This window comes from Micromonospora sp. NPDC047730 (assembly GCF_043204765.1).
GTDB lineage: Bacteria > Actinomycetota > Actinomycetes > Mycobacteriales > Micromonosporaceae > Micromonospora.
Map to the genome: position 1 here is coordinate 230750 of NZ_JBIDCU010000002.1, position 24469 is coordinate 255218.

The following is a 24469-nucleotide window of genomic DNA, read 5'->3' on the forward strand; positions in this document are numbered from 1 at the left end:
GGCATGGCTCCCACCGCTGCCGACCGTTCCGTCGTGACCGACTCCGCCGTCACCGCCGACCTGCGGGTGCTGGTGCTCGCCGGCGGGCTCTCCTACGAACGTGACGTCTCGCTCCGGTCCGGCCGCCGGGTGCTCGACGCGCTGCGCGCCGTCGGGATGGAGGCCGAGCTGCGGGACGCCGACGTGACCCTGTTGCCGGCCCTGACCGTCGACCCGCCGGACGCCGTCGTCATCGCCCTGCACGGCGCGACCGGCGAGGACGGCTCGCTGCGCGGCGTGCTCGACCTCTGCGGTGTCCCGTACGTGGGGTGCGACGCCCGCGCGTCCCGGCTCGCCTGGGACAAGCCGTCGGCCAAGGCGGTGCTCCGCGAGGCGGGCATCCCCACCCCGGACTGGGTCGCCCTCCCGCACGACCGCTTCTCGGAGCTGGGCGCGGTGGCGGTGCTGGACCGCATCGTCGACCGGCTGGGGCTGCCGCTCATGGTGAAGCCCGCCCAGGGCGGTTCGGGGCTGGGCGCCGCCGTCGTCCGGGACGCCGCGTCCCTCCCGGCCGCGATGGTCGGCTGCTTCGCGTACGACCAGACGGCGCTGGTCGAGCGGTACGTGCCCGGCATGGACGTGGCGGTCTCCGTGGTCGACCTGGGCGACGGGCCACAGGCCCTGCCTGCGGTGGAGATCGTGCCCCGCAACGGGGTGTACGACTACGCCGCCCGCTACACCGCCGGCCGGACGACGTGGCACACGCCGGCGCGACTGGCGCCGGAGGTGGCCGGTGCGGTCGCCGACGTCGCGCTGGCCGCCCACACCGCGCTCGGCCTGCGCGACCTCAGCCGCGTCGACCTGATCGTGGACTCGGCGGGGCAGCCGCACGTGCTGGAGGTCAACGTCTCGCCGGGGATGACCGAGACCTCCCTGCTGCCGCTCGCCGTGCAGGCCGCCGGTCTGGACTTCGGCAAGATGATCGGGACGCTGGTCGCGCGCGCCGCGACGCGCCGGGCCTGACCGTCCGTTCCTTCCGCCGGCACGGGCGGCCACCCCGCGACCTCGGGTGGCCGCCCGTGCCGCGTCAGTCGTCGGACTGCCTGCCCTCCGGAGCGGCGGCGTCGGCCTCCCGGCTGTCGGCCGCCGGGACGTACGCCTCCTCGGCGGACTCGATCACGGACACCGCCTCGCCGGTGGTGGCGTCGTCCCGAGGCGAGGGCTGCCCGGTGAAGCTGGACGGGGCCTGCCACTGGATGCGCGACGGCTCGGCCAGGGTCCGCCCCCCGAACTCCGCGAGCCAGGCCGCGACCAGGGCGAGATTCTCTCGCCACTGTGCCTCGGAGATGGGCGGCAGGATCGAGTCCCACAGGGAGAGAAAGGTCCCGCGGAGCTGGAGTCGACCGTAGGGCCGGGCGAGGAACCACATGTGCAGGTGCGCCGAGCCGTCGCCCCAGCGGTTGACGTGCACCCTCGCGACCCCGTCCAGGGACCGGATCGCCCGTTCCAGGCGTACGGTCATCACTCCCAGCTCGGCGGCGAGCAGGTTCGGCAGGTCGCCGAGGTCCAGATGCGAGCGGGATTCCAGGATCAGCACCATCGGCAGCCCCGTGGGGCGGTCCATGGCGCGCACCCGCCAGCGCTCGCCCACCCAGATGTAGGCGTCGTCGGGGGCGTTGCAGGCCGTGCATTCCCGGTGCCCCTCGCCCTTGCGGGGCGGTTCGACCGGGACCGGATCATCGAGTTGCTTGACGCGGAGGTCGCCCTCGAAGGGGAAGGACGGCCACTGGGCGAAGTCCGGGACTGAGGGAGGGGTGTCGCGCACGACGCTGACACTAACCGCTTCCGGCACCGGTGTCCCTACCCGAAAGAGCCGACGGCGGCTCTGTGCCGGCAGCCGCGAGAGGGCCACCCAAGGGGCTTGTCCACAGCTATCCACAGGGTGCTGAGACCCGGAACACACCCCGTCATCCACAGGCCAGCAACGGGTTTCACGCGGGGTTTCACGTGAAACGAGGCCCGGCTGTGGATAACTGGTGTGGATAACTTCCGGCCCCGATCCGCACCGTCCGGGCGCCACGGGAGGGCAGCCGTTTCACGTGAAACGCCGGCCGCCCCGGGGGACGTCCGCGAGCCTTCGCGCACTCGGTCGTCGACCCTCTCCGCGCCGTCAACGCCATCCGCCGTTCCGGTCGACACCGTTCGGGTCGACGCCGTTCCGGTCGACACCGTTCGGGTCGACGCCGTTCCGGTCGACGCCGTTCCGGCCGACGCCGTTCCGGTCGACGTCCCGCCCGACGCCGTCCCGCTCGGCTTCATCGGTTCGTCGGCGGGCCAGTGCGCCGGGCGGGAGCGGGAAGCCGGGCGGCCAGCGTCGGAGCCGCAGGCTGAATGGGTCACGGAGCCGGGAGCCGGGAGCCGGGGTCGGGTCGCCCGGGGTCGGGGTCCGGGTGGGGAAGCTGGACTCCTCCAATCGCTGCCGGAGCCGGCCCGGGAAGCAGGTGTCGCGGGCTCCAGAGGCGGGCCAGGCGCGGAGGCGGGGGCCGCACAGGACGACGCCAGGCAACGGAGCTTGGGGGCCGCACAGGCCGATGCCGGGCACCATAGACAGGGGCCATACGCCGAAGGCAAGGCTGGACAGGCCGGGCTGCACAGGCCGGGGTCAGGTGCCGAAATATGGCAGCCAGGCACTGGTCGGGAATCAAGGGGCCCGGCGGCGGCGGGGACAAGGCGTGGGCGGAACCGACGGCCGGGAGCCGGGGCCAAGTGCCGAGACCCGGACCGGGAGGGGGCGGCGGTGCCATGAGGCAGCTTCCGAAGGGCGGCGGAGGACGGGCGTGGCCCAGCCTCACCGGCCCACCTCCCTTGAAAGGCGGCGCGGGCGCGGCCACCTGTTCGCTGCACCGTTTCACGTGAAACCGCACAGCCCGAGATTCGGCAACCTCGGTGGCAGCGCAACTCCCGCCTCCAGGTTCAAGGTTCGTGGAGCCGGTGCGCGCAGGTTCACGAGCCACACCCACCAGCACCGCACGTGTCGGTGACCGAAGGGAGACCGCCGCCCCGCCACCAGCGTCCACGACCGCAAACCGCCTGGTGGGCTTCCCCGGTTTCACGTGAAACCGGGGAGCCACCGCTACCACCAACGTCCACACCCCCTGATCCAGGCAGGGCCACTTGGGGGGCGGACGGAAAGCCTCCTGCTGCCCCGCAGCGCCGGAAGCGCGAGCGAGCAGGGTCCGGGCAGGGCGGGCCCACCTCAGGCTCCTGGCGCTCGAATGAGGGGGCACCCCGGCACGGTCGGTGGCGTTGGTTGCGCCGCGCCGCCGGAGGCGCCGGCAGGGTAGGCGTACCGCCGCGGGTGGACGCCACCGTCGGACATGGAACGGCCGCGTGGCCCGGTGGGGTCACGCGGCCGGCGGTCGGAGGGTCAGCCCTCCGGCTCCTCCTCCTGGCCGACACCGATGAGGCCGACGATCCGCTCCAGGTCGTCGACCGTCGCGAACTCGATTGTGATCTTGCCCTTGCTCCGGCCGATGTCCACCTTGACGCGGGTGTCGAACCGGTCGGAGAGCCGGTCGGCCAGATCCGTCAACGCGGGCGCGTGCGGCTTGGGCCGGCGCTTGGCCGTCTCCTTCTTGCCGGCGCTGTCGTCGCTCACCGCCAGCATCACGATCTCCTCGGTCGCGCGGACCGAGAGCCCTTCGGCGACGATCCGTTTGGCCAACTGCTCCTGCGCCGTCGGGTCGTCGAGGCTCAGCAGCGCCCGGGCGTGGCCGGCGGAGAGCACGCCGGCGGCGACCCGATTCTGCACCGGCGCCGGGAGGTTGAGCAGCCGGATGGTGTTCGAGATCTGTGGGCGGCTCCGGCCGATCCGCTGGGCGAGTTCCTCGTGGGTGGCGCCGAACTCCTCCAGCAACTGCTGGTACGCGGCGGCCTCCTCCAGCGGGTTCAGGTTGGCCCGGTGGATGTTCTCCAGCAGCGCGTCCCGGAGCATGGCGTCGTCCCGGGTGTCCCGGACGATGGCGGGGATGCTCTCCCGCCCGACCGCCTGCGCGGCCCGCCAGCGTCGCTCGCCCATGACGAGTTCGTACTTCTCGTCGTCGAGTTGTCGTACGACGATCGGCTGGAGGAAGCCGACCTCCTGGATCGAGGTCTTCAGTTCCTCCAGAGCTGCCTCGTCGAAAATGTGCCGGGGCTGCTTCGGGTTCGGCACGATCGCGTCGACCGGGATCTCGGCGAACCGGGCGCCCGGGACCGGGCTGAGCACGGGCTCGGGCTGCGCCGCGACGGGCGGACTTACCGGCGATGGCGTCGTCTCGGCAGGCGTGCCGACAGCATCGCTGGCGGGTGCCGCCGGCTCAGCCGTGGCGGGGTCGGCGGTCGGCGCCGGTCCGGTCGGGATGAGGGCCCCTAGGCCCCGACCCAGACCGCCCCGAGGACGGTTCTTCATGCCACGCCTCCCAGCGACTGTTCCGCACTACGCATTCCGGCTCACCGACTCCCTGACGCCACGCTCGGCGATCTCCTGGGCGGCCTCGAAGTAGCTCGTCGCCCCCCGCGATCCCGGATCGTAGGTCATCACGGACTGGCCGTAGCTCGGTGCCTCGGAGACGCGGACGTTGCGCGGGATGACCGCCTGGAGCACCTTGTCGCCGAAGTGGTTCCGGACGTCCTGCTCGACCGCATCGGCCAGCCGCGTACGCCGGTCGTACATGGTGAGCAGGATCGTGGAGACCTCGAGCTTCGGATTGAGGTGCTGCCGAACCAGGTTGATGTTGTTGATCAGCTGGTTCAGCCCCTCCAGCGCGTAGTACTCGCACTGGATCGGGATGAGTACCTCCTGCGCGGCGACGAGCGCGTTGACCGTGAGGAGGCCGAGCGACGGCGGGCAGTCGATGAAGACGTAGTCGAAGTGGCCCGGGTAGGCCGCGATGGCCCGGGCCAGCCGGGACTCGCGGGCGACCACCGACACCAGCTCGATCTCCGCGCCGGCCAGGTCGATCGTGGCCGGTACGCACCAGAGGTTGGGGATGCCCTCGACCCCCTGGGCGACCTCCTCCAGCGGCACGCTGTTGATGAGGCAGTCGTAGACGTCCGGCACCCCGGTGTGGTGCGGGACGTTGAGCCCGGTGGAGGCGTTGCCCTGCGGGTCCAGGTCGACCACCAGCACCCGGTTACCGTGCAGGGCGAGCGCCACCGCCAGGTTGACCGTGGTCGTGGTCTTCCCCACGCCGCCCTTCTGGTTCGCGACGCACATGACCCGGGTCCGCTCCGGCCGAGGCATCGTCACCTCGCCACTAGGATTCAGGATCTGCACGGCGCGCATCGCCTCCATAGCCAACGGTGGGTCATCCTCTTCGCGCGTCGGGGTTTCACGTGAAACGTACGCGGCCTCGGTCGCGGCGGGCCCGTAGGCGGCGGCCGGGGACGCGGGCGTGTCCGTGACGGGTACGGGTACGGGGGCGGCGTCCGGCACCGCATCCGGGGTCGGCTGCTGTGGCACGGCCGCCTCGAACCGCGCCGAGGCCGAGGGGTTGCGGCGGATGGGGATCACCCGACCGCCGGCGGAGTTGCCCGGGCGCGGCAGCCCGTCGGAGGCCGGGCGGGCGGCCGGCAGCTCCGGCCCGGCCGGGTCGGCGGTGTCCCGTTGGACGATCGGATCGCAGTCCGGCGGTCGGGTCGACGAACCGTGGAACGGCCCGTCGGGCGACCAGCTCGGGTAGTCGGTTTCACGTGAAACCGGATCGCCCGCTGATCCGGTCACGCGTGGATCGTCGTACCTGCCGTCGTCATGCACCTGTCATCCCTGCCCGCTTCGGATGGTCGGTCCGCACCCCGTCAACCGGCCGCACGTGGTGCTCGCACCGCGGAGCGTGCGGCCGGCGGGAGCGGTCGGGATCCGGTGAACGTCCGTTGCCGCCCGCTCCACACTATCGACGCGCGGCCAGCCTACGGCTCACGGGCGCAGCCGGTCCACGTCGGGTTCTCATCCCTTCCGTCCACCCGTACCGGTTCAACGAAGCAACCGCCGCCCGGGACGCCGGTGGGGCACCCGCTCGGGCGTCGCCTCCCACGTGGAGTCAGCGTCGACGGGACCGCCCGCCGCGCGACCTCTTCGGCGCCTTGGGCCGGACCGGCCTCACCACCCGCTCCCGCACGATCTCCACCACGGTCGTCGGCGGGTCGATGATTCCTTCGCCGCAGCGGTGCATCTCGGGCTCCCCGCCGCCCAGCCGCGCCACCGTCTCCGCGTGCTCGGCGATCTCGTCGGCCGCCGACGCGCCCTTGAGAGCGATGAGCCGACCGCCGGGAACGGCAAGCGGCAGGCACCACGTCGACAGCCGGTCCAGCGGGGCGACGGCGCGCGCCGTGACCACGTCCCCGCTCAGCGGGCCCACCCCGGTCGACCCGGTCGCCGCCTCGTCGGCCCGGCCCCGGAACACCCGGACCGTCTTCGCCAAGCCGAGTTGCTGCACCGCCTCGATGAGGAAGGAGGTGCGCCGGGCGAGGGGCTCGATCAGGGTCACCGTCAGGTCCGGCCGCGCGATCGCGAGCACCAGACCGGGCAGTCCCGCCCCGGAGCCGACATCGAGCACCGCCGAACCCTCCGGGATCCGCTCGGCCACCGCCGCGCAGTTGAGCAGGTGCCGGTCCCAGATCCGGGGGGCCTCGCGCGGCCCGATCAGGCCGCGGACCACGCCGTCGGTGACCAGCAGCTCGGCGTACGCGGCGGCCAGGTCGATCCGGTCGCCGAAAAGGGTGCGTGCCGCACTGGCCAGCTCGGGCGGCAGCACCGCGTCGGCCGGCGACGGGGCACGGCCGTCGGCCGGCGACGGGGCACGGCCGTCGGCCGGCGACGGGGCACCGCCATCGGCCGCCGACGCGGCGGCGTCGGAAGGCACGGGCGAGTCGGGCCGGACAGGCGACGGCCCGGGCGGCGTGCCACCCGGGCCGGCCGCGGCACCGGCCGCGGTGTCGTCGTGAGCCACCCGGTCAGTCCGCCGGCCGGACGATGATGCGCCGGTTCGGCTCGACACCCTCGGACTCGCTCTCCACGCCGCTCATCGCGTTGACCACGTCGTGCACGCACTTGCGCTCGAATGCGGACATCGGCTCCAGGCGCACGGGCTCGCCGTGCTCCTTGACCTTCTCGACGGCGTTCTTGGCGACTGCGGCGAGCTCCTTGCGGCGGTTCGCCCGGTAGCCGCCGACGTCGAGCAGCAGTCGGCTCGGCGTGCCGGTCTGCCGGAACACGGCGAGCCGGGCGAGCTCCTGGAGCGCCTCCAGGGTGGCACCGCGCTGGCCGACCAGGTTCTGCAGCCGACCGCCAACCACCTCGACGACCGGACGGCCGCCGGAGACCAGCTCGTCGATGTCGCCGTCGTAGTCGAGGATGTCGAGCAGGCCCTCGACGTAGTCGGCCGCGATCTCGCTCTGCCGGAACAGTTCGCTCTCGCCGGCGGGCTTCTTCTCCTTGGTGGCCGGCTCCTCGTCGGCCTCCTCGGTCTCGCCGTTCACCGCGGTCGGCTCGGTTCCCTCCTCGTCCAGGGACTGGTCGGCGCGGGGGGTGCTGGTGTCGGTCACGGTCTCATCTCCGTACTCGCTCGGCCGGACCGTCGGGTCCGCTGGTTTCCCGGGGCCGACGGGAGGTCGCCGGTGCCCACGGGCACGTCTGTCGTACGGGCAGTGTCGCCCGTGACCGCGCCGCGCGCGGCGGGTTCCGCCCGGCGCCGGCCGTACGGCGGCTGCACGGTGCGGAACGGGCCGCCGCCGGTCTCCCGACGGCGGCCCGGAGGTCCTCAGCCCTGCCGCTTGGCGGGGCGGCCCTTCTTGGGGTTGGCCGGCTTGGCGCCCGGCTTGGGGCCGGCGACCTTCGGCGCGGCCGGCTTGGCCGGGGCCTGGGGGGCCGGCTTGGCGCGGCCCAGCAGGCCGGTCTTGGCCGGCTGCACCGGGTTGCGGGTCGAGGTGCCCGGCTTGCCGGTAGTGGCGGTCGGCGGCGGCGGGAACTTGCGCAGTACCCACTGCTGCTGCGCCAGGGTGGAGAGGTTGTTGGTGACCCAGTAGATGATCACGCCGATGGGGAAGATGGCACCGGAGACGAGCAGCGACGCCGGGATGCCGTAGAGCATCAGCTTCTGGATCATCCGCTGCTGCGGATCCTCGGCCCAGCCGGTCTTGAGGATCATCTGGCGGCTGGTGAGGTAGGTCGTGCCCATCATCAACAAGACCAGGATGCCGGCAATGACCTTGACGGTGGTGCCGTTGGCGTTCAGCGCCGCCAGCTCGTCGGCGGTCGAGCCGAACTTGCCGGCGATCGGCGCGGTGAAGAGCTTCGCGGCCGAGGCGCTCTCGAACTGGCCGACCGTCCAGCCGTAGAGGGTCTTGCCGCTCTCACTCTTCCCCGGATCGAGTCGGCGGAGCACGTGGAACAGGCCGAGGAAGACCGGGATCTGGAGGACCATCGGAAGGCAGCCCATGAGCGGGTTGGCCTTTTCCTTCCGGTAGAGCTCCATCATCTCCTTCTGGAGCGTCTCCCGGTCACCCTTGTGCTTCTCCTGCAGCGCCTTCACCTGCGGCTGGAGCGCCTGCATCGCCCGCTGCGACTTGATCTGCTTGACGAAGACCGGGAAGAGGATCACCCGAACGGTGACCACCAGGAAGACGATGGCGAGGATCCAGGCCCAGTTCGTGCCGAGCGCCGCCGTGTCCGGCACCCCGATGGCCTCCCAGGCCCCATGCCAGGCCAGCAGGATCCACGAAATCGCGTAGTAGATCCAGTCGAGACTCAATTCTCAGGCTCCAGTCACATCGGCACGGCGGCGTCCGCCCGGCTCCGGCACCGGGTCGTGTCCACCTGGGTGGAAGGGGTGGCAGCGCAACAGCCGCCGGACCGTCAGGCCAGCTCCCCGGACAGCGCCGTGCCGGGCCACCGCCTCGAGGGCGTAGGCGCTGCACGACGGGTAGAACCGACAGCGGGCCGGCAGAGCCGGACTTATCCACCGACGGTACGCGACGATCGGCCCGCTCAGCACCCGGGCACCGATCGTCGCAGGCCGTGGCGCGGCCGGCCCGGCGGTCACCGCGACCGCCGTCCGCGGGGCGCCCGCGCGGCGGCGATCGCCGCGTCCAGGTCGGCGCCCAGTCTCGGGTACGCCGCCTCGGCCGCGGCCGGCAGCGCGCGGACGACCAGGGTGCTCCCAGGGGGCAGTTCCGTCAGCCGCTCGCGGACCAGGTGCCGCAGGCGACGGCGGACCCGGTTGCGGACGACCGCGTTGCCCACTGCCTTGGACACGACGAAGCCGGCGCGGGCCGGCGCGGAGGGTTGCTCCGCACCGCTGCTCCGCGCCGGCTCCGGCGAGGTTGCTGTCGCGGCGTCAGGGGTCGCCGGCAGGCTCAGGTGGACGACGATCGCGCCACGGCCGGCGCGGCGGCCACCCCGGACCGCTGCGGCGAAGTCAGTGCTGCGCCGCAGTCGCTGTGCGGCCGCCAGCACGACTGCCCACGTCCCCCCGGACCTGACCCGGTCGGCCTCAGGCCGACAGGCGGGCGCGGCCCTTGGAGCGACGGGTCGAGATGATGGCGCGGCCGGCACGGGTGCGCATGCGCAGCCGGAAGCCGTGGGTCTTCGCGCGCCGGCGGGTGTTCGGCTGGTAGGTGCGCTTGCTCACGTCAGGCTCTCCGTTTTCGTACGCCCCGGGCGAGGGGTCGCCGGGGTCGTGTGGTGGTCCAGGCCACCTCGGCGGTGGCCCCCGATCGGTGCTGCCCGGCGATGCGGGACCTCGGCGATGCGGGGAAGCGACCGCGGACAGCAAGCACCCATCACCCTAGCAGAGGGCGAGAGAGCAGCCGATCCAGCCTACGCAGGCGGGCAACCACCGTCAAACACGCTCACCAGGGCGGACACCGGTGCTCCGCCCACGACCGAAGCGGCGGTTTTCGCTGATGTTGCCAAGGGTCGCCGCGCGTCGGCGGTTGATGGCGCGCGGACAACGCTGTTACCGTGCCCGATTGCGGTCAGCGTCGAAAGGTCCGGTCGTCGCTGGCGGGCAAGACCGGACAAGGCAGTGAATCGTTCGGCACGGTGAACCCGCTTCAGCGCCCGTTCAGGCAGGGGGCAGGTCCGACCCGCATCCGGCGGGCGGCCACAATCGGTACGTACACAGGCTGTGGATAACTTGTGGACGAGGACCGGTCGGCCGTCCGGGTGGGTGTCGTTCCGCCCGTGAACGCGGCGGGCCCGGGGCGACCGACCGGAGAAGACGGCGGCGTCGGCGGAGCAGAGGCGAGGGGGTGGCACGACGGTGACCGGCACGACCGACCTTGCCGCGGTGTGGACGGCGACGACCGACGAGCTCGCCGATGAGATCATCTCCGCGCAGCAGCGGGCGTATCTGCGGCTGACCCGGCTGCGGGCCATCGTCGAGGACACCGCGCTGCTCTCCGTCCCGGACGCCTTCACCCGGGACGTGATCGAGTCCCGGCTGCGCCCGGCGATCACCGAGGCGCTCACCCGCCGGCTGGGCCGGCCGATCCAGGTCGCGGTGACCGTACGCGTGCCCGACGACAGCTCCGGCCGCCCGGCGGGCACCGTCTACCGCAGCGCCCCCGAGCCGCTGGACCACGACGGCGGTGGGCCGCGCGACTTCGGCGACGGGCCGGTGGCGTTCGACGGCGCGGCGGTGGGCCTGCTGGACGGCGCGGCCCTCGACCCCGGGCAGCAACCGCCGCTCATCCCCGAGCAGGCGCACCCGGAGCGGCGGCCGGACGGCCCGGTCCCGGCCGCCCGGCCGGTCGACGACGGGCTCCGGCCCGGCTTGGACGACCGGGACGGCCAGGAGGCCCTGTTCAGCACGGCGTTCGCCGAGCCGCCGCGGCCCGACCGGACGGCACCGGCCCGGCGCGCGCCCGACCGACGCGGCTTCGACGAGCAGGCCGCCCGGCTGGACCCGCCGACCGCGGACACCCGGGGGTTCGAGCCGCGTTACCGCGAGGACGCCGTCTCCCCCCGGGACCAGCACGTGATCCGGGCGCTGCCCCGGGACACCGGCACCGACAGCGGGCCGGGTCGGGGTGGCGTGGATCACCGTCCCGGCGGCCGGGACGACCGGCGGCTGCCCGGCGGCGTCGAGGGCGGCGGCAACCGGCTCAACCCGAAGTACATGTTCGAGACGTTCGTCATCGGCTCGTCCAACCGCTTCGCCCACGCGGCGAGCGTCGCGGTGGCGGAGTCGCCGGCGAAGGCGTACAACCCGCTGTTCATCTACGGCAGCTCGGGGCTGGGCAAGACGCACCTGCTGCACGCCATCGGGCACTACGCCACGACGCTGGGCAACGCCCGCTCGGTCCGGTACGTCTCGACCGAGGAGTTCACCAACGACTTCATCAACTCGCTCCGGGACGACAAGACCAGCGCGTTCCAGCGGCGCTACCGCGACGTCGACATCCTGCTGATCGACGACATCCAGTTCCTGGAGACCCGCGAGCGCACCCAGGAGGAGTTCTTCCACACCTTCAACACCCTGCACAACGCCAACAAGCAGATCGTGATCACCTCCGACCGGTCGCCGAAGCAGCTCGCCACCCTGGAGGACCGGCTGCGTACCCGGTTCGAGTGGGGGCTGCTCGCCGACATCCAGCCGCCGGACCTGGAGACCCGGATCGCGATCCTGCAGAAGAAGGCGGCGCAGGAGCGCCTCTACGCCCCGCCGGACGTGCTGGAGTTCATCGCCTCGCGGGTGTCGAACTCGATCCGGGAGCTGGAGGGCGCGCTGATCCGGGTGACGGCGTTCGCCAGCCTGACCCGGTCCACGGTCGAGCTGTCGCTGGCCGAGGAGGTGCTGCGGGACTTCATCCCCGACGGCGCCGGGCCGGAGATCACCGCCGACCAGATCATGGTCTCCACCTCCGAGTACTTCGGCGTCAGCCTGGAGGACCTGCGCGGGCACTCCCGCTCCCGGGTGCTGGTGAACGCCCGCCAGGTGGCCATGTACCTGTGCCGGGAACTGACCGACCTGTCGCTGCCCCGGATCGGGCAGGCGTTCGGCGGACGGGACCACACCACCGTCATGCACGCCGACCGCAAGATCCGCCAGCAGATGGCCGAGCGCCGCTCGCTCTACAACCAGATCGCCGAGCTGACGAACCGGATCAAGCAGAACACCTGACGCGTACGCCCAACCGTCACGCGCGGTGGGCGAGAAGTGACGGAAACGCCCGGCCGGACCACCGGCCGGGCGTTTCCGTCTCTCCACAGCCGGCCCGGGCTTGACCCTCGACATGGTGGAGACCACACCATCGAAGCCGTGTCCGTCCACCGCCCGGATCGTTGTCCACAGCTCGTTGTCCACCGCCTGTGGATAACTACCGTCCGCACAATCCTCGGTTACCCACAGGTTGTGGAGAAACCCTGGGGACGACGCTGTGGACGCCTGGGGACAACGTCGTCGTTGTCCACCGACGACGGTCCGCCTGTGGGCAAGCTGTTGAAGGTTCTGGGGATGACGCCCGTCGAGCCGGTTCCGTCTGTCCACAGGACTGGGGAGAAAGTCCGTGGATTACCGGTGGACAACCGGTGGACAACGGTGGAAAACCTGGGGGCAGTCGCCGCCTGTGGATCGCGACACGGGTTGTACCCCTGGTTCTCCACAGCCAACCCACCGGTGGATAACGTGTCTGACCTGCGCAGACGGCGGTTCTCCACAGTTTGCACAGGTGCGATGAAGATGACGGGTTATCTCTTCTAAGACAACAAAAACCAATCACCACCGTTGGACTTCCTGTGGATTGGCCGGACCCGCCGTGGGCGGGCCTCCGGCACCGGGAAGTCCACGGGGTCGGGCGCACAGCCGATGCCCGCGCGCCCTAAGGTGCGATGGGTACCCGCACGGACAGGCGGGTCGGTAGGCAGCGGTCGGCATGAGAGAGTTGTCGCTGACGTCGACGCGGAGGCATTGATGAAGTTCCGAGTGGAGCGCGACGCGCTCGCCGAGGCCGTGGCCTGGACCGCGAAGAGCCTGCCCAACCGGCCGTCCGTGCCGGTGCTCGCGGGCGTGATGCTGCGCGTCACCGACGGGAACCTGCAGGTCTCCGGCTTCGACTACGAGGTCTCCAGCCAGGTGACCGTCGAGGTCCAGGGGGACGCCGACGGGGCCGCCCTGGTTTCCGGCCGGCTGCTTGCCGAGATCACCAAGGCGCTGCCGGCCAAGCCGGTGGACATCGCCGCCGTCGGGGCACACCTCGAACTGGTCTGCGGCAGCGCCCGGTTCACCCTGCCCACCATGCCGGTCGAGGACTACCCGTCCCTGCCGGAGATGCCGGAGAGCGCCGGCACCGTCGACGCGGCCGCCTTCGCCGCCGCCGTCGCCCAGGTCGCCGTCGCCGCCGGCCGCGACGAGACGCTGCCGATGATGACCGGCGTACGCATCGAACTCTCCGGCGGCACGCTGGCCATGCTCGCCACCGACCGCTACCGGCTGGCCCTGCGCGAGATGGAGTGGAACCCGGACGACCCCGAGGTCAGCATCAACGCCCTCGTGCCGGCCCGGACCCTGCACGACACCGCCAAGGCCCTCGGCCCGCTCGGCGGCCAGGTCACCATGGCGCTCTCCCAGGGCGCGGCCGGCGAGGGGATGATCGGCTTCGCTGGCGGCACCCGGCGCACCACCAGCCGGCTGCTCGACGGCGCGAACTACCCGCCGGTGCGCTCGCTCTTCCCGGCCGCCCACAACGCCGACGCCCGGGTGCCCGTCAGCACCCTGATCGAGGTCGTCAAGCGGGTCGCCCTGGTGGCCGAGCGGACGACCCCGGTGCTGCTCAGCTTCAGCGCCGACGGCCTGGTGGTCGAGGCCGGCGGCACCGAGGAGGCGCGGGCCAGCGAGGCCATGGAGGCCACCTTCACCGGCGACCCGCTCACCATCGGTTTCAACCCGCAGTACCTGATCGACGGCCTCGCCAACCTGGGGGCCCAGTTCGCCGTGCTCTCGTTCGTCGACGCCTTCAAGCCCGCGGTGATTTCGCCCGCCGGCGAGGATGGCGAGGTCGTCCCGGGGTACCGCTACCTCATCATGCCGATCCGCGTCTCCCGCTGATCGCGCCCGAGAAGACCCCGACGCACGGAGGTAGGAACACATGCAGCTCGGCCTGGTAGGGCTCGGCCGGATGGGCGGCAACATGCGCGAGCGGTTGCGCGCCGCCGGGCACGAGGTGGTCGGCTTCGACCACAACGCGGAGCTGAGCGACGTCGCGACCCTGGCGGAGCTGGCGGAGAAGCTGGAGTCGCCGCGCGCGGTCTGGGTCATGGTCCCCGCCGGTGTCACCGACGCGACCATCGACGAGCTCGCCGGCGTCCTCGGCGAGGGCGACATCATCATCGACGGCGGCAACTCGCGGTTCAGCGACGACGCGCCGCGCGCCGAGCGGCTCAACGAGCAGGGCATCGGTTACCTCGACGCCGGCGTCTCCGGCGGCGTCTGGGGCCGGCAGAACGGCTATGCGCTGATGGTCGGCGGCGCCCGGGAGCACGTCGACCGGCTCATGCCGATCTTCGAGTCGCTGAAGCCGGAGGGCGAGTTCGGCTTCGTGCACGCCGGGCCGGTCGGCGCCGGGCACTACGCCAAGATGGTGCACAACGGCATCGAGTACGGCCTGATGCACGCCTACGCCGAGGGCTACGAGCTGCTGGCGAAGTCCGAGCTGGTCACCAACGTGCCGGGGGTGTTCAAGTCCTGGCGCGAGGGCACCGTGGTGCGCTCCTGGCTGCTCGACCTGCTCGACCGGGCCCTCGACGAGGACCCGGAGCTGGCCGAGCTGAGCGGCTACACGGAGGACACCGGCGAGGGCCGGTGGACGGTCGACGAGGCGGTCCGGCTCGCCGTGCCGCTGAACGTGATCACCGCCTCGCTCTTCGCCCGGTTCGCCTCCCGGCAGGACGACTCGCCGGCCATGAAGGCCGTCGCCGCGCTGCGTCAGCAGTTCGGCGGGCACGCCGTCCGCAAGCGCTGATCGGTATCCACAGGCTGTGTACGTCCGCCGGCTCGAACTGGTCGACTTCCGCTCGTACGAGCGGGTCGGCGTGGACCTGGAGCCGGGGGCGAACGTCCTGATCGGCGCCAACGGCGTCGGCAAGACGAACCTCGTCGAGGCGCTGGGCTACGTGGCGACCCTGGATTCGCACCGGGTCGCCACGGACGCCCCCCTCGTCCGGATGGGCGCCGCCTCGGCGGTGATCCGCTGCGCCGTGGTGCACGAGGGACGCGAGCTGCTGGTCGAGCTGGAGATCGTGCCGGGCAAGGCCAACCGGGCGCGGCTGGGCCGCTCCCCGGCCCGCCGGGCGCGGGACGTGCTCGGCGCGCTGCGGCTCGTGCTGTTCGCCCCGGAGGACCTGGAGCTCGTCCGGGGCGACCCGGCGGAGCGCCGCCGCTACCTCGACGACCTGCTGGTCAGCCGCCAGCCCCGCTACGCCGGGGTGCGCGCCGACTACGAGCGGGTGGTCAAGCAGCGCAACGCCCTGCTGCGCACGGCGTACCTCGCCCGCAAGACGGGCGGGTCGCGGGGCGGGGACCTGTCGACCCTGGCGGTCTGGGACACCCATCTGGCCCGGCACGGCGCGGAGCTGCTCGCCGGCCGGCTGGAGCTGGTCGCCGCGCTCACCCCGCACGTGGCCAAGGCGTACGACGCGGTGGCGGCGGGCCGGGGGGCGGCCGGGATCGCGTACCGGCCCTCCGTGGAACTGGCGGAGCCGACCACCGACCGGGAGACGCTGGCGGCGGCGCTGACCGCCGCGCTCGCCGAGGCCCGCACCGCCGAGGTCGACCGAGGCACCACGCTGGTCGGCCCGCACCGCGACGAGCTGGCGCTGACCCTTGGCCCGTTGCCCGCCAAGGGGTACGCCAGCCACGGCGAGTCGTGGTCGTACGCGCTGGCGCTGCGGCTGGCCGGGTACGACCTGCTCCGCTCCGACGGCATCGAGCCGGTGCTGGTGCTCGACGACGTCTTCGCCGAGCTGGACGCCGGGCGGCGGGAGCGGCTGGCCGGGCTGGTCGGCGGGGCGAGCCAGCTGTTGGTGACCTGCGCGGTCGACGACGACGTGCCGGCGTCCCTGCGCGGCACCCGGTACGCCGTCGGCGACCGGACGGTGCGCCGTGTCGGATGAGCAGCTGCCCCCCGCCCGCCTGGGCCCGGGGCGTGGCGGGCCGGCCGGCGGCGACTCCGGCAGGACGACGGGTGATCCCGGCGGCGCGGCGGGCGGCGGGGACGCGTCGGCCGGCGCCAGCGGGCCGGAGCTGGCCCGGGCGGTGCTCGACGCGGCCAGGGCCCGGCGGGAGGCGGCGGCGCGCACGCGCCGGCGTGCCCCCGGCGGTGGCGCGGGTGGCGACGGCGACGGCGGCCCGCAGCGGCGCCTGCGCGGCTACTCGGGCCCGGGGCCGGACCCGCGGGACCCGCAGCCCCTCGGCGCGGTGCTCAACCGGCTGGTGAAGGCGCGCGGCTGGCAGCAGCCGGCGGCGGAGGCGACCGTGTTCGGCGCCTGGGAGCGGGTGGTGGGCCCGGAGGTGGCCCAGCACAGCCGGCCGGTCAAGCTGGAGGACGGCGAGCTGACCGTGGAGGCCCGGTCGACCGCCTGGGCCACCCAGCTTCGGCTGCTGGCCGGCTCACTGCTCCAGCAGATCGCCCGCGAGGTCGGTCACAACGTGGTGCGCAAGCTGCACATCCACGGCCCCGCCGCGCCCTCCTGGTCGAAGGGCCCCCGCCGGGTACGCGGACGCGGCCCCCGGGACACCTACGGCTGACGGTCAGTGACCGCCGCGCCGGGCCTCCCGCTCGGCGCGCTTGCGCTCCCGCTGCTCGCGGCTCCACTGCTTGCGGCGCTCCAGGTCCTGCTTCCAGGCCTCGCGGGCCTCGTTGGAGCCACCCTGCACGGCGCCCTGCACCTCCGGCGGGCCGGCCCAGCGCCGGAAGGCCCACGCCATCAGCCAGCCACCCTCGCCAGAGCCCTTCGGAGCCGGCTTCTCGTTGCTCATCGACTGACCCTTCCGTTAGCGCGCAAATAATTAGTACCCCAACCATTGGTACGATACCAACGACGACGAGGAGGTCCAGCCCGTGCCCGACGATTTCGACGGGAATCCCCTGGCGCTGGAGCAGCAGGTGTGCTTCGCGCTCTCCGTCGCCGCGCGCGGCGTGGTCGCGGTCTACCGGCCGCTGCTGGAGCCGATGGGGCTGACCCATCCGCAATACCTGGTGATGCTCGCCCTGTGGCAGTACGCGCCACTGTCCGTACGCGACCTCAGCCGCCTGTTGCAGCTCGACCCGGGTACGCTGTCGCCCCTGCTCAAGCGCCTGGAGGCGAATGGCTACGTCCGGCGGGAGCGCGACCCCGCCGACGAGCGCAGCCTCGCGGTGACGCTGACCCCGACCGGCGAGGCCCTGCGGGAGCGCGCGGAGCAGATCCCGCCCGCGATCGTCGAGCGGCTGGGCCTGCCGATCGCGGACCTGCGTCACCTGCACACCGTGCTGACCCGGGTCATCACCGCCGCCAACCGCGCCGGCGCCGCGGCCCCGACCGACCCGCGTGGGTCGGGCGGGGCGCCGGGTCAGGCGTCGGCGTAGACGGCGAAGCCGCGGTCGGCGCAGCGCCGGTAGAAGGCGGCCAGCACGCTCAGCTCGGCACAGGTGAAGTTCCACTGCGGCGGCGCGCCGCTCTCGTCGCGCAGCGCGTCCAGCCGGCTGTCGAGCCAGCGCAACTGCTGCTCGGCCAGCCGCCCGTCGGCGAGCAGCGACCGCAGCACCTGGCTCACCGAGTCGAAGGTCACCGCCTCGCCGTGCGGGCGGTGGCCCGCCACGAACCGCTCGATGCCGCCGGCGATCCAGGCGCAGCCGTCCGGGTCGATCACCGGGTCCTCGTCCTCGGCGGCGGCGTCGGTGGCGTAGAGCACACCTTCGAGCCCGAGCAACAGGTCCACCAGCTCGGTGTACGCGGTGGCCCGGACGGTGCCGGTCTTGGCGATCAGCTCGGCGAGCGCCGCCGTCGGCGCGGAGATGCGCGGCATGTCGACGATGTCGCCGAAGTCGACGAACTCCGCCGGCGCGACCGGGTCGTAGAAGCGGCCGGTCCGCGGCCACTGCACCGCGACGTTGTCCAGCCCCATCTGGTGTCACCTCTTAATGAGCGTGTGTCGGTTCGATCGGGTCGATCGTCCGGTTCCGGCAGGAAAAGATCAAGGCCGGGCCGTCGGCGCGGCGGGGCGGGTCTCTCCTGGCCACCGGCCGACACCGATCGTCGGCCGGTCGCGCCCCCGATCGGGCCCTGGCGTGTAGGGGGAGTCGCGGGCGGCGCGGTTCGGCCGGCTACGTCGGTCTGAGACGCCTCGCAGGGGTGCCGAGTGGTGGTTCTGTCGCTGCCGCACAGTAAGATTGACCCCGAGACGAAGACCCGGTGCGGAGCGACGAGACACGGGCCCGGTGCGGGGCCCGCGATCATTCTCCATGCCGGGTCGAGCCGATCGCGATCCGCGGGCAACCGCGGCGACCGGCGCGTTCGACCCGTACCCCGGAATTGTCCCCGGTGCCGGTCCGCGTGCCGACGTCGCGTCCTGTCCGCCGAACCCGCGCCCGACGCGCCACCAGGCGCGGACGGCGCGAGAAAGTGGCCGAGGGTGGCAGCGCAGGACAAGCAGGAGTACGGCGCAGAGTCGATCACCGTTCTCGAGGGTCTGGAGGCGGTCCGCAAGCGGCCCGGTATGTACATCGGGTCGACCGGCGAGCGTGGTCTGCACCACCTGGTGTGGGAGGTCGTCGACAACGCGGTGGACGAAGCGCTGGCCGGGCACTGCGACACCATCGACGTGGTGCTGCTCGCCGACGGCGGGGTCCGGGTCACCGACAACGGCCGGGGCTTCCCGGTGGACCTGCACCCGAAGCTGAAGAAGCCGGGTGTCGAGGTGGCGCTGACGGTGCTGCACGCGGGCGGCAAGTTCGACGGCAAGGCGTACGCGGTCTCCGGCGGTCTGCACGGCGTGGGCGTCTCCGTGGTGAACGCCCTCTCCACGAAGATGGCGGTGGAGATCCACAAGTCCGGCTTCGTCTGGCGGCAGCAGTACCACAACTCCAAGCCGACGCCGCTGGAGAAGGGCGAGACGACGGACCGGACGGGCTCCGCGGTCGCCTTCTGGCCCGACGCGGACGTGTTCGAGACGGTCGACTTCGACTTCCAGACCATCTACCGGCGGCTCCAGGAGATGGCCTTCCTCACCCGCGGCCTCACCATCCACCTGCTCGACGAGCGGGTTCCGGAGGGCGAGGAAGGCAAGATCCGCGAGGTCACCTTCCGCTACGAGGGCGGCATCGCGGACTTCGTCCGGCACCTCAACGCCTCGAAGAACCCGATCCACCGGACGGTGGTCGAGTTCGGCGCCGAGGAGGAGGGCATGTCGGTCGAGATCGCCATGCAGTGGAACGAGTCGTACGGCGAGTCGGTCTACACCTTCGCCAACAACATCAACACCCACGAGGGCGGCACCCACGAGGAGGGCTTCCGGGCCGCGCTGACCAGCGTCGTCAACCGGTACGGCGCGGAGAAGAAGCTGCTCAAGGGCGACGAGAAGCTTTCCGGCGAGGACATCCGCGAGGGCCTGGCCGCGATCATCTCGGTCAAGCTCACCAACCCGCAGTTCGAGGGCCAGACCAAGACCAAGCTCGGCAACACCCCGGTGAAGAGCTTCGTGCAGCGGGTCTGCAACGAGTGGCTGGTGGACTGGTTCGACCGGAATCCGGCCGAGGCGAAGATCATCATCCAGAAGGCGTCCCAGGCCGCCCGGGCCCGGATCGCCGCCCAGCAGGCGCGCAAGCTGGCCCGGCGCAAGTCGCTGCTGGAGTCCGGCTCGATGCCCGGCAAGCTGGCCGACTGCCAGTCGACCGATCCGCGCGAGTCCGAGGTCTTCATCGTCGAGGGTGACTCGGCCGGCGGCTCGGCCAAGCAGGGCCGCGACCCGCGCACCCAGGCGATCCTGCCGATCCGCGGCAAGATCCTCAACGTGGAGAAGGCCCGGATCGACCGGGTGCTGAAGAACAACGAGGTCCAGGCGCTGATCACCGCGCTGGGCACCGGCATCCACGACGACTTCGACATCGAGAAGCTGCGCTACCACAAGATCGTGCTGATGGCCGACGCGGACGTCGACGGCCAGCACATCCAGACGCTGCTGCTCACCCTGCTCTTCCGCTTCATGCGCCCGCTGGTTGAGCTGGGGCACGTCTACCTGGCCGCCCCGCCGCTCTACAAGATCAAGTGGAACAAGCGGGGCGACGACGCGCAGTACGCGTACTCGGACCGGGAGCGGGACGGGCTGATCGCGCTGCGCCAGCAGAAGAAGCCGAACGCGAAGCCGGACGACATCCAGCGGTTCAAGGGTCTCGGCGAGATGAACTACCCGGAGCTGTGGGAGACCACGATGAACCCGGCGACGCGTACGCTGCGTCAGGTCACGCTCGACGACGCGGCAACCGCCGACGAGTTGTTCAGCGTGCTGATGGGTGAGGACGTCGAGGCGCGCCGCTCGTTCATCCAGCGCAACGCCAAGGACGTCCGGTTCCTGGACATCTGACGGGGCTCGCCGGGCCGACCGGTCATCCACCGGGCGGCCCGGCGATCCACAGAGTTATCCACAGCATGGCCGGTTTCCACAGCCGTTATCCACAGCACGAAAACGACTCTGAGTCTGATAAGGGTTAACAGTGACCGATATCCCCGAGTCCACACCGAACGAGCCCGAGGTTCCCGAGACGGTCGGCGCCGTCGTCGCGCACGACCGCATCGAACCGGTCGGGCTCGAGGTGGAGATGCAGCGCTCCTACCTCGACTACGCGATGAGCGTCATCGTCGGGCGGGCGTTGCCGGACGTCCGGGACGGGCTCAAGCCGGTCCACCGCAAGATCCTCTACGCCATGTTCGATTCCGGCTACCGCCCGGACCGCGGCTACGTGAAGTGCTCCCGCGTCGTCGGCGACGTGATGGGTCAGTTCCACCCGCACGGCGACTCGGCGATCTACGACGCCCTGGTCCGGATGGCGCAGCCCTGGTCGCTGCGCTACCCGCTGGTCGACGGCAACGGCAACTTCGGCTCGCCCGGCAACGACCCGGCCGCCGCGATGCGGTACACGGAGTGCAAGCTCGACCCGCTGGCGATGGAGATGCTGCGGGACATCGACGAGGACACCGTCGACCTGCAGGACAACTACGACGGCCGGGCCAAGGAGCCCACCATCCTGCCGTCGCGGATCCCCAACCTGCTGGTCAACGGCTCCGAGGGCATCGCGGTCGGCATGGCCACCAAGATCCCGCCGCACAACCTGCGTGAGATCGGCGCGGCGGTGCAGTGGTGCCTGGAGCACCCGGACGAGGACGAGGCCACCACCCTCGACGCGCTGCTGGACATCGTCAAGGGCCCCGACTTCCCCACCCACGGCCTGATCGTCGGCACCCAGGCGATCCAGGACGCCTACCGCACCGGGCGCGGGTCGATCCGGATGCGCGCCGTGGTGGAGGTCGAGGAGGACAAGCGTGGCCGCCCCTGCCTGGTGGTCAGCGAGCTGCCCTACCAGGTCAACCCGGACAACCTCGCCGAGCGGATCGCCGAGCTGATCAAGGAGGGCAAGCTCGCCGGCATCGCCGACATCCGCGACGAGTCCTCCGGGCGTACGGGCATGCGGATCGTGCTCGTGCTCAAGCGCGACGCCGTCGCCAAGGTGGTGCTGAACAACCTCTACAAGCACACTCAGCTCCAGGAGACCTTCGGCGCCAACATGCTGGCGCTGGTCGACGGTGTGCCGCGCACGCTCAACCTCGCCCAGTTCATCCGCTACTACGTCGACCACCAGATCGACGTGATCCGCCGGCGGACGGCGTTCCGGCTGCGTAAGGCCGAGGAGCGGGCGCACATCCTGCGCGGCCTGTCCAAGGCGCTGGACGCCCTCGACGAGGTGATCGCCCTGATCCGGCGCTCGCCCACGGTGGAGGACGCCCGACAGGGCCTGATCCGGCTGCTGGAGATCGACGAGATCCAGGCGACCGCGATCTTGGACATGCAGCTGCGCCGGCTCGCCGCGCTGGAACGCCAGCGGATCCTGGACGACCTGGCCAAGCTGGAGCTGGAGATCGCCGACCTCAAGGACATCCTCGCCAAGCCCGAGCGGCAGCGGAAGATCGTCTCCGAGGAGCTCGGCGAGATCGTCGCCAAGTGGGGCGACGACCGGCGGACGAAGATCGTGCCGTTCGAGGGCGAGGTCTCGATGGAGGACCTCATCGCCCGCGAGGACGTGGTCGTCACCATCACCCGCACCGGCTACGCCAAGCGGACCAAGGTCGACCTCTACCGCTCCCAGCGGCGCGGCGGCAAGGGCGTCAGCGGGGCGACGCTGCGGCAGGACGACATCGTCAGCCACTTCTTCGTCTGCTCGACCCACGACTGGATCCTGTTCTTCACCAACAAGGGTCGGGTCTACCGGGCCAAGGCGTACGAGCTTCCCGAGGCCAGTAGGGTGGCCAAGGGCCAGCACGTGGCGAACCTGCTCGCGTTCCAGGCCGACGAGCAGATCGCGCAGATCATCGAGATCCCGAACTACCAGGTGGCTCCCTACCTGGTGCTCGCCACGAAGAACGGCCTGGTGAAGAAGACGAGGCTCGAGGAGTTCGACTCCCCCCGGTCCGGCGGCATCATCGCGATCAACCTGCGCGACGAGGACGAGCTGGTCGGGGCGGCGCTGGTCGCCCCGGAGGAGGACCTGCTGCTGGTCTCCAAGAACGCGCAGGCGATCCGGTTCAACGCGAGCGACGAGGCGCTCCGCCCGATGGGTCGGGCCACCTCGGGCGTGATCGGCATGCGCTTCAGCGAGGACGACGTCCTGCTGGCCATGGAGGTGGTCCGCGAGGGGCTGGACGTCCTGGTGGCCACGAACGGGGGTTATGCGAAACGTACCCCGATCGAGGAATACCCGGTCCAGGGCCGGGGAGGTAAGGGCGTGCTGACTGCGAAGATCACGGAGCGCCGTGGTGGTCTGGTCGGCGCGGTGGTGATCGACCCGGACGACGAGCTGTTCGCGATCACCAGCAACGGTGGTGTCATTCGGACTCCGGTGAAGCCTGTACGCCGTACGCGTGATCGGAACACAATGGGGGTCAAGCTGATGGACCTTCCGGACGGCGTGACTATCGTGGCGATTGCTCGCAATGCCGACGAGCCTGACGAACAGGACTAGTTGAATGACGGAGACACAGGCGAAGTCGGGGAACACGGGGACCTCGGCCAACCCGGTCGACGAGGAGGCCGCCAAGAGCGGCACACCAGCGACCGGCCGCGCGGCCGTGGGCCGGGCGACTGTCCCCGCCGATGCGCCTGCCCCGAAATTCACCCGGGCCCCCGGCATGACACCGCCGCCGGACAAGCCCTCCGAGGACGCGGACGCGGCGGACAGGACCGAGACGGTGGGGGTCGACAAGCCGGCCCCCGCCGCCAAGCCGACCGCCGCCAACCCGACGACGACCCAGCCGCTCACAGTCGGCGCCGGCCAGCCGACCGGCGCCACCGGCACACAGCCGAGGGTCACGGGCACTGCCACCGGCACCCAGCCCCGTGTCACCGGCACGGCCAAGCCGCAGCCGGACGGTGGCCGGCCGACCGGTGCCGGCCGACCGGCCAACGGCGGCGGCCTGCCGCCGGGCATCAGCGGCGCGGCCGCCGTCGGGGCCGCGCGCGTGGGCGAGGCGGTACGCGCAGCGCGTACGTCGGTCAGCTCGGCCGCGTCGCGCGGACCGCGCCGGGCCAGGCTGAACCTCAAGCGGATCGACCCCTGGTCCGTGATGAAGTTCGCCTTCGCCGTCTCGGTGGTGCTCTTCATCGTCGTGGTGGTGGCCACCTCGGTGCTCTACCTGGCCCTCGACGCGATGGGCGTGTTCACCAGCGTCAACGACAGCCTGACCGACCTGGTCAGCGCGGGCGGCGGCCAGAGCACCAGCGGCTTCCAGATCACCGCCAAGGGCGTGATCCTCAGCTCGGCGCTGATCGGCCTGGTCAACGTCGTGCTGTTCACGGCGCTCGCCACGCTCGGGGCGTTCGTCTACAACGTCTGCGCCGACCTGGTCGGGGGCATCGAGCTGACCCTCGCCGAGCGCGACTGATCCACCTCGGGTAGCCGGGGCACCGCCGATGCGCGGAGCCCCGGCTTCCGTGCGTCGGGGAGCAGGCGCCGGGCGCGTCGTGCCGCGTGGCCGGGCGAAATCGCCTGGGCCGGGCGCGGCGCCTCCGGTAGGTTCAGGGGCGACGGCGACACCCGATGTCCGGGCGGCCCCCGATTTGGGGCCGGGCGGGCGGATGGGTTAATGTTGCTCGTCGCTACGCGGGGCTATAGCTCAGTCGGTTAGAGCGCAGAGCTGATAACTCTGAGGTCGCTGGTTCGATTCCAGCTAGCCCCACCGCACATTCGTCCGACGGCAGTCGAGCGC

Annotated in this window: 20 protein-coding genes, 1 tRNA gene and 1 pseudogene; 11 read left to right on the top strand and 11 right to left on the bottom strand. The window is 71.8% G+C overall.

Annotated features, from left to right (window positions below; translation table 11 throughout):
• Positions 1 to 3 precede the first annotated feature (3 nt).
• The gene (locus ACGF5G_RS06535) at positions 4 to 1002 is read left to right on the top strand and encodes a D-alanine--D-alanine ligase (protein WP_393259532.1); all 999 of its coding nucleotides are present in this window, start codon (positions 4 to 6) and stop codon (positions 1000 to 1002) included.
• 91 nt (positions 1003 to 1093) lie between these two features.
• Here ACGF5G_RS06535 and ACGF5G_RS06540 read toward each other — a convergent pair.
• The 9 genes and pseudogenes from ACGF5G_RS06540 to rpmH all read right to left on the bottom strand — a co-directional run.
• Positions 1094 to 1804, bottom strand: a pseudogene (locus ACGF5G_RS06540) (hypothetical protein); the annotation flags it as partial.
• Between the two features lie 1602 nt (positions 1805 to 3406).
• Entirely contained in the window at positions 3407 to 4429 is a 1023-nt protein-coding gene (locus tag ACGF5G_RS06545; protein WP_393259534.1) for a ParB/RepB/Spo0J family partition protein, read from the bottom strand.
• Between the two features lie 27 nt (positions 4430 to 4456).
• Positions 4457 to 5776, bottom strand: a complete 1320-nt coding sequence (locus tag ACGF5G_RS06550; protein WP_393259536.1) for an AAA family ATPase — start codon at positions 5774 to 5776, stop codon at positions 4457 to 4459.
• Positions 5777 to 6059: 283 nt separating this feature from the next.
• Entirely contained in the window at positions 6060 to 6773 is a 714-nt protein-coding gene (rsmG, locus tag ACGF5G_RS06555; protein ID WP_393260642.1) for a 16S rRNA (guanine(527)-N(7))-methyltransferase RsmG, read from the bottom strand.
• A 199-nt stretch (positions 6774 to 6972) separates the two neighbouring features.
• On the bottom strand, positions 6973 to 7563 hold the full coding sequence (locus ACGF5G_RS06560) for a protein jag (RefSeq protein WP_393259537.1): 591 nt from the start codon (positions 7561 to 7563) through the stop codon (positions 6973 to 6975).
• Positions 7564 to 7778: 215 nt separating this feature from the next.
• Positions 7779 to 8768: a membrane protein insertase YidC gene (gene yidC / locus ACGF5G_RS06565; RefSeq protein WP_393259539.1), complete on the bottom strand. Its 990-nt coding sequence runs from the start codon at positions 8766 to 8768 to the stop codon at positions 7779 to 7781.
• Positions 8769 to 8771: 3 nt separating this feature from the next.
• Positions 8772 to 9011 carry a membrane protein insertion efficiency factor YidD gene (gene yidD / locus ACGF5G_RS06570; RefSeq protein ID WP_393259541.1) on the bottom strand — a complete coding sequence of 80 codons (240 nt, stop codon included), beginning with the start codon at positions 9009 to 9011 and terminating at the stop codon, positions 8772 to 8774.
• 44 nt (positions 9012 to 9055) lie between these two features.
• Positions 9056 to 9472 (bottom strand): ribonuclease P protein component, encoded by a 417-nt coding sequence (rnpA, locus tag ACGF5G_RS06575; RefSeq protein ID WP_393259542.1) that lies wholly within the window; start codon positions 9470 to 9472, stop codon positions 9056 to 9058.
• 37 nt (positions 9473 to 9509) lie between these two features.
• Positions 9510 to 9647, bottom strand: a complete 138-nt coding sequence (rpmH, locus tag ACGF5G_RS06580; protein WP_091100492.1) for a 50S ribosomal protein L34 — start codon at positions 9645 to 9647, stop codon at positions 9510 to 9512.
• Positions 9648 to 10280: 633 nt separating this feature from the next.
• Between rpmH and dnaA the strand changes: the two genes are divergently transcribed.
• The 5 genes from dnaA to ACGF5G_RS06605 all read left to right on the top strand — a co-directional run bounded on the left by dnaA (position 10281) and on the right by ACGF5G_RS06605 (position 16763).
• Positions 10281 to 12143, top strand: coding sequence for a chromosomal replication initiator protein DnaA (gene dnaA, locus ACGF5G_RS06585; RefSeq protein WP_393259544.1), 1863 nt, complete (start codon positions 10281 to 10283; stop codon positions 12141 to 12143).
• Positions 12144 to 12932: 789 nt separating this feature from the next.
• The gene (gene dnaN / locus ACGF5G_RS06590; RefSeq protein WP_393259545.1) at positions 12933 to 14066 is read left to right on the top strand and encodes a DNA polymerase III subunit beta; all 1134 of its coding nucleotides are present in this window, start codon (positions 12933 to 12935) and stop codon (positions 14064 to 14066) included.
• 40 nt (positions 14067 to 14106) lie between these two features.
• The gene (gnd, locus tag ACGF5G_RS06595; protein ID WP_393259547.1) at positions 14107 to 14979 is read left to right on the top strand and encodes a phosphogluconate dehydrogenase (NAD(+)-dependent, decarboxylating); all 873 of its coding nucleotides are present in this window, start codon (positions 14107 to 14109) and stop codon (positions 14977 to 14979) included.
• Positions 14980 to 14995: 16 nt separating this feature from the next.
• Positions 14996 to 16129 (top strand): DNA replication/repair protein RecF, encoded by a 1134-nt coding sequence (gene recF, locus ACGF5G_RS06600; RefSeq protein WP_393259549.1) that lies wholly within the window; start codon positions 14996 to 14998, stop codon positions 16127 to 16129.
• Positions 16119 to 16763 carry a DUF721 domain-containing protein gene (locus ACGF5G_RS06605; RefSeq protein ID WP_393259550.1) on the top strand — a complete coding sequence of 215 codons (645 nt, stop codon included), beginning with the start codon at positions 16119 to 16121 and terminating at the stop codon, positions 16761 to 16763. The genes recF and ACGF5G_RS06605 overlap by 11 nt, the downstream gene beginning before the upstream one ends.
• 3 nt (positions 16764 to 16766) lie before the next feature.
• Here the strand turns inward: ACGF5G_RS06605 and ACGF5G_RS06610 are convergent, their stop codons facing one another.
• Positions 16767 to 16994: a hypothetical protein gene (locus tag ACGF5G_RS06610; RefSeq protein WP_393259552.1), complete on the bottom strand. Its 228-nt coding sequence runs from the start codon at positions 16992 to 16994 to the stop codon at positions 16767 to 16769.
• Between the two features lie 82 nt (positions 16995 to 17076).
• Between ACGF5G_RS06610 and ACGF5G_RS06615 the strand changes: the two genes are divergently transcribed.
• The gene (locus tag ACGF5G_RS06615) at positions 17077 to 17583 is read left to right on the top strand and encodes a MarR family winged helix-turn-helix transcriptional regulator (protein ID WP_393259554.1); all 507 of its coding nucleotides are present in this window, start codon (positions 17077 to 17079) and stop codon (positions 17581 to 17583) included.
• Here ACGF5G_RS06615 and ACGF5G_RS06620 read toward each other — a convergent pair.
• A complete protein-coding gene (locus ACGF5G_RS06620) occupies positions 17568 to 18122 on the bottom strand; it encodes a hypothetical protein (RefSeq protein ID WP_350677718.1) in 555 nt (184 codons plus the stop codon). The two genes, ACGF5G_RS06615 and ACGF5G_RS06620, sit on opposite strands and share 16 nt — an antisense overlap.
• 507 nt (positions 18123 to 18629) lie before the next feature.
• Between ACGF5G_RS06620 and gyrB the strand changes: the two genes are divergently transcribed.
• The 4 genes from gyrB (at position 18630) to ACGF5G_RS06640 (ending at position 24439) form a co-directional block, all read left to right on the top strand.
• Positions 18630 to 20576 (top strand): DNA topoisomerase (ATP-hydrolyzing) subunit B, encoded by a 1947-nt coding sequence (gyrB, locus tag ACGF5G_RS06625; RefSeq protein ID WP_357450208.1) that lies wholly within the window; start codon positions 18630 to 18632, stop codon positions 20574 to 20576.
• 130 nt (positions 20577 to 20706) lie between these two features.
• Positions 20707 to 23226, top strand: a complete 2520-nt coding sequence (gene gyrA, locus ACGF5G_RS06630) for a DNA gyrase subunit A (RefSeq protein WP_393259557.1) — start codon at positions 20707 to 20709, stop codon at positions 23224 to 23226.
• 4 nt (positions 23227 to 23230) lie between these two features.
• The gene (locus tag ACGF5G_RS06635) at positions 23231 to 24145 is read left to right on the top strand and encodes a DUF3566 domain-containing protein (protein WP_393259559.1); all 915 of its coding nucleotides are present in this window, start codon (positions 23231 to 23233) and stop codon (positions 24143 to 24145) included.
• A gap of 220 nt (positions 24146 to 24365) precedes the next feature.
• Positions 24366 to 24439: transfer RNA gene (locus ACGF5G_RS06640), tRNA-Ile, on the top strand.
• Positions 24440 to 24469: the final 30 nt, after the last annotated feature.

Bases quoted from the DNA above. Each gene is read 5' to 3' on its own strand.
- ACGF5G_RS06535 (WP_393259532.1), top strand. From the start codon at position 4: ATGGCTCCCACCGCTGCCGACCGTTCCGTCGTGACCGACTCCGCCGTC.
- ACGF5G_RS06545 (WP_393259534.1), bottom strand. From the start codon at position 4,429: ATGAAGAACCGTCCTCGGGGCGGTCTGGGTCGGGGCCTAGGGGCCCTC.
- dnaN (WP_393259545.1), top strand. From the start codon at position 12,933: ATGAAGTTCCGAGTGGAGCGCGACGCGCTCGCCGAGGCCGTGGCCTGG.
- gnd (WP_393259547.1), top strand. From the start codon at position 14,107: ATGCAGCTCGGCCTGGTAGGGCTCGGCCGGATGGGCGGCAACATGCGC.
- ACGF5G_RS06610 (WP_393259552.1), bottom strand. From the start codon at position 16,994: ATGAGCAACGAGAAGCCGGCTCCGAAGGGCTCTGGCGAGGGTGGCTGG.
- ACGF5G_RS06620 (WP_350677718.1), bottom strand. From the start codon at position 18,122: ATGGGGCTGGACAACGTCGCGGTGCAGTGGCCGCGGACCGGCCGCTTC.
- ACGF5G_RS06635 (WP_393259559.1), top strand. From the start codon at position 23,231: ATGACGGAGACACAGGCGAAGTCGGGGAACACGGGGACCTCGGCCAAC.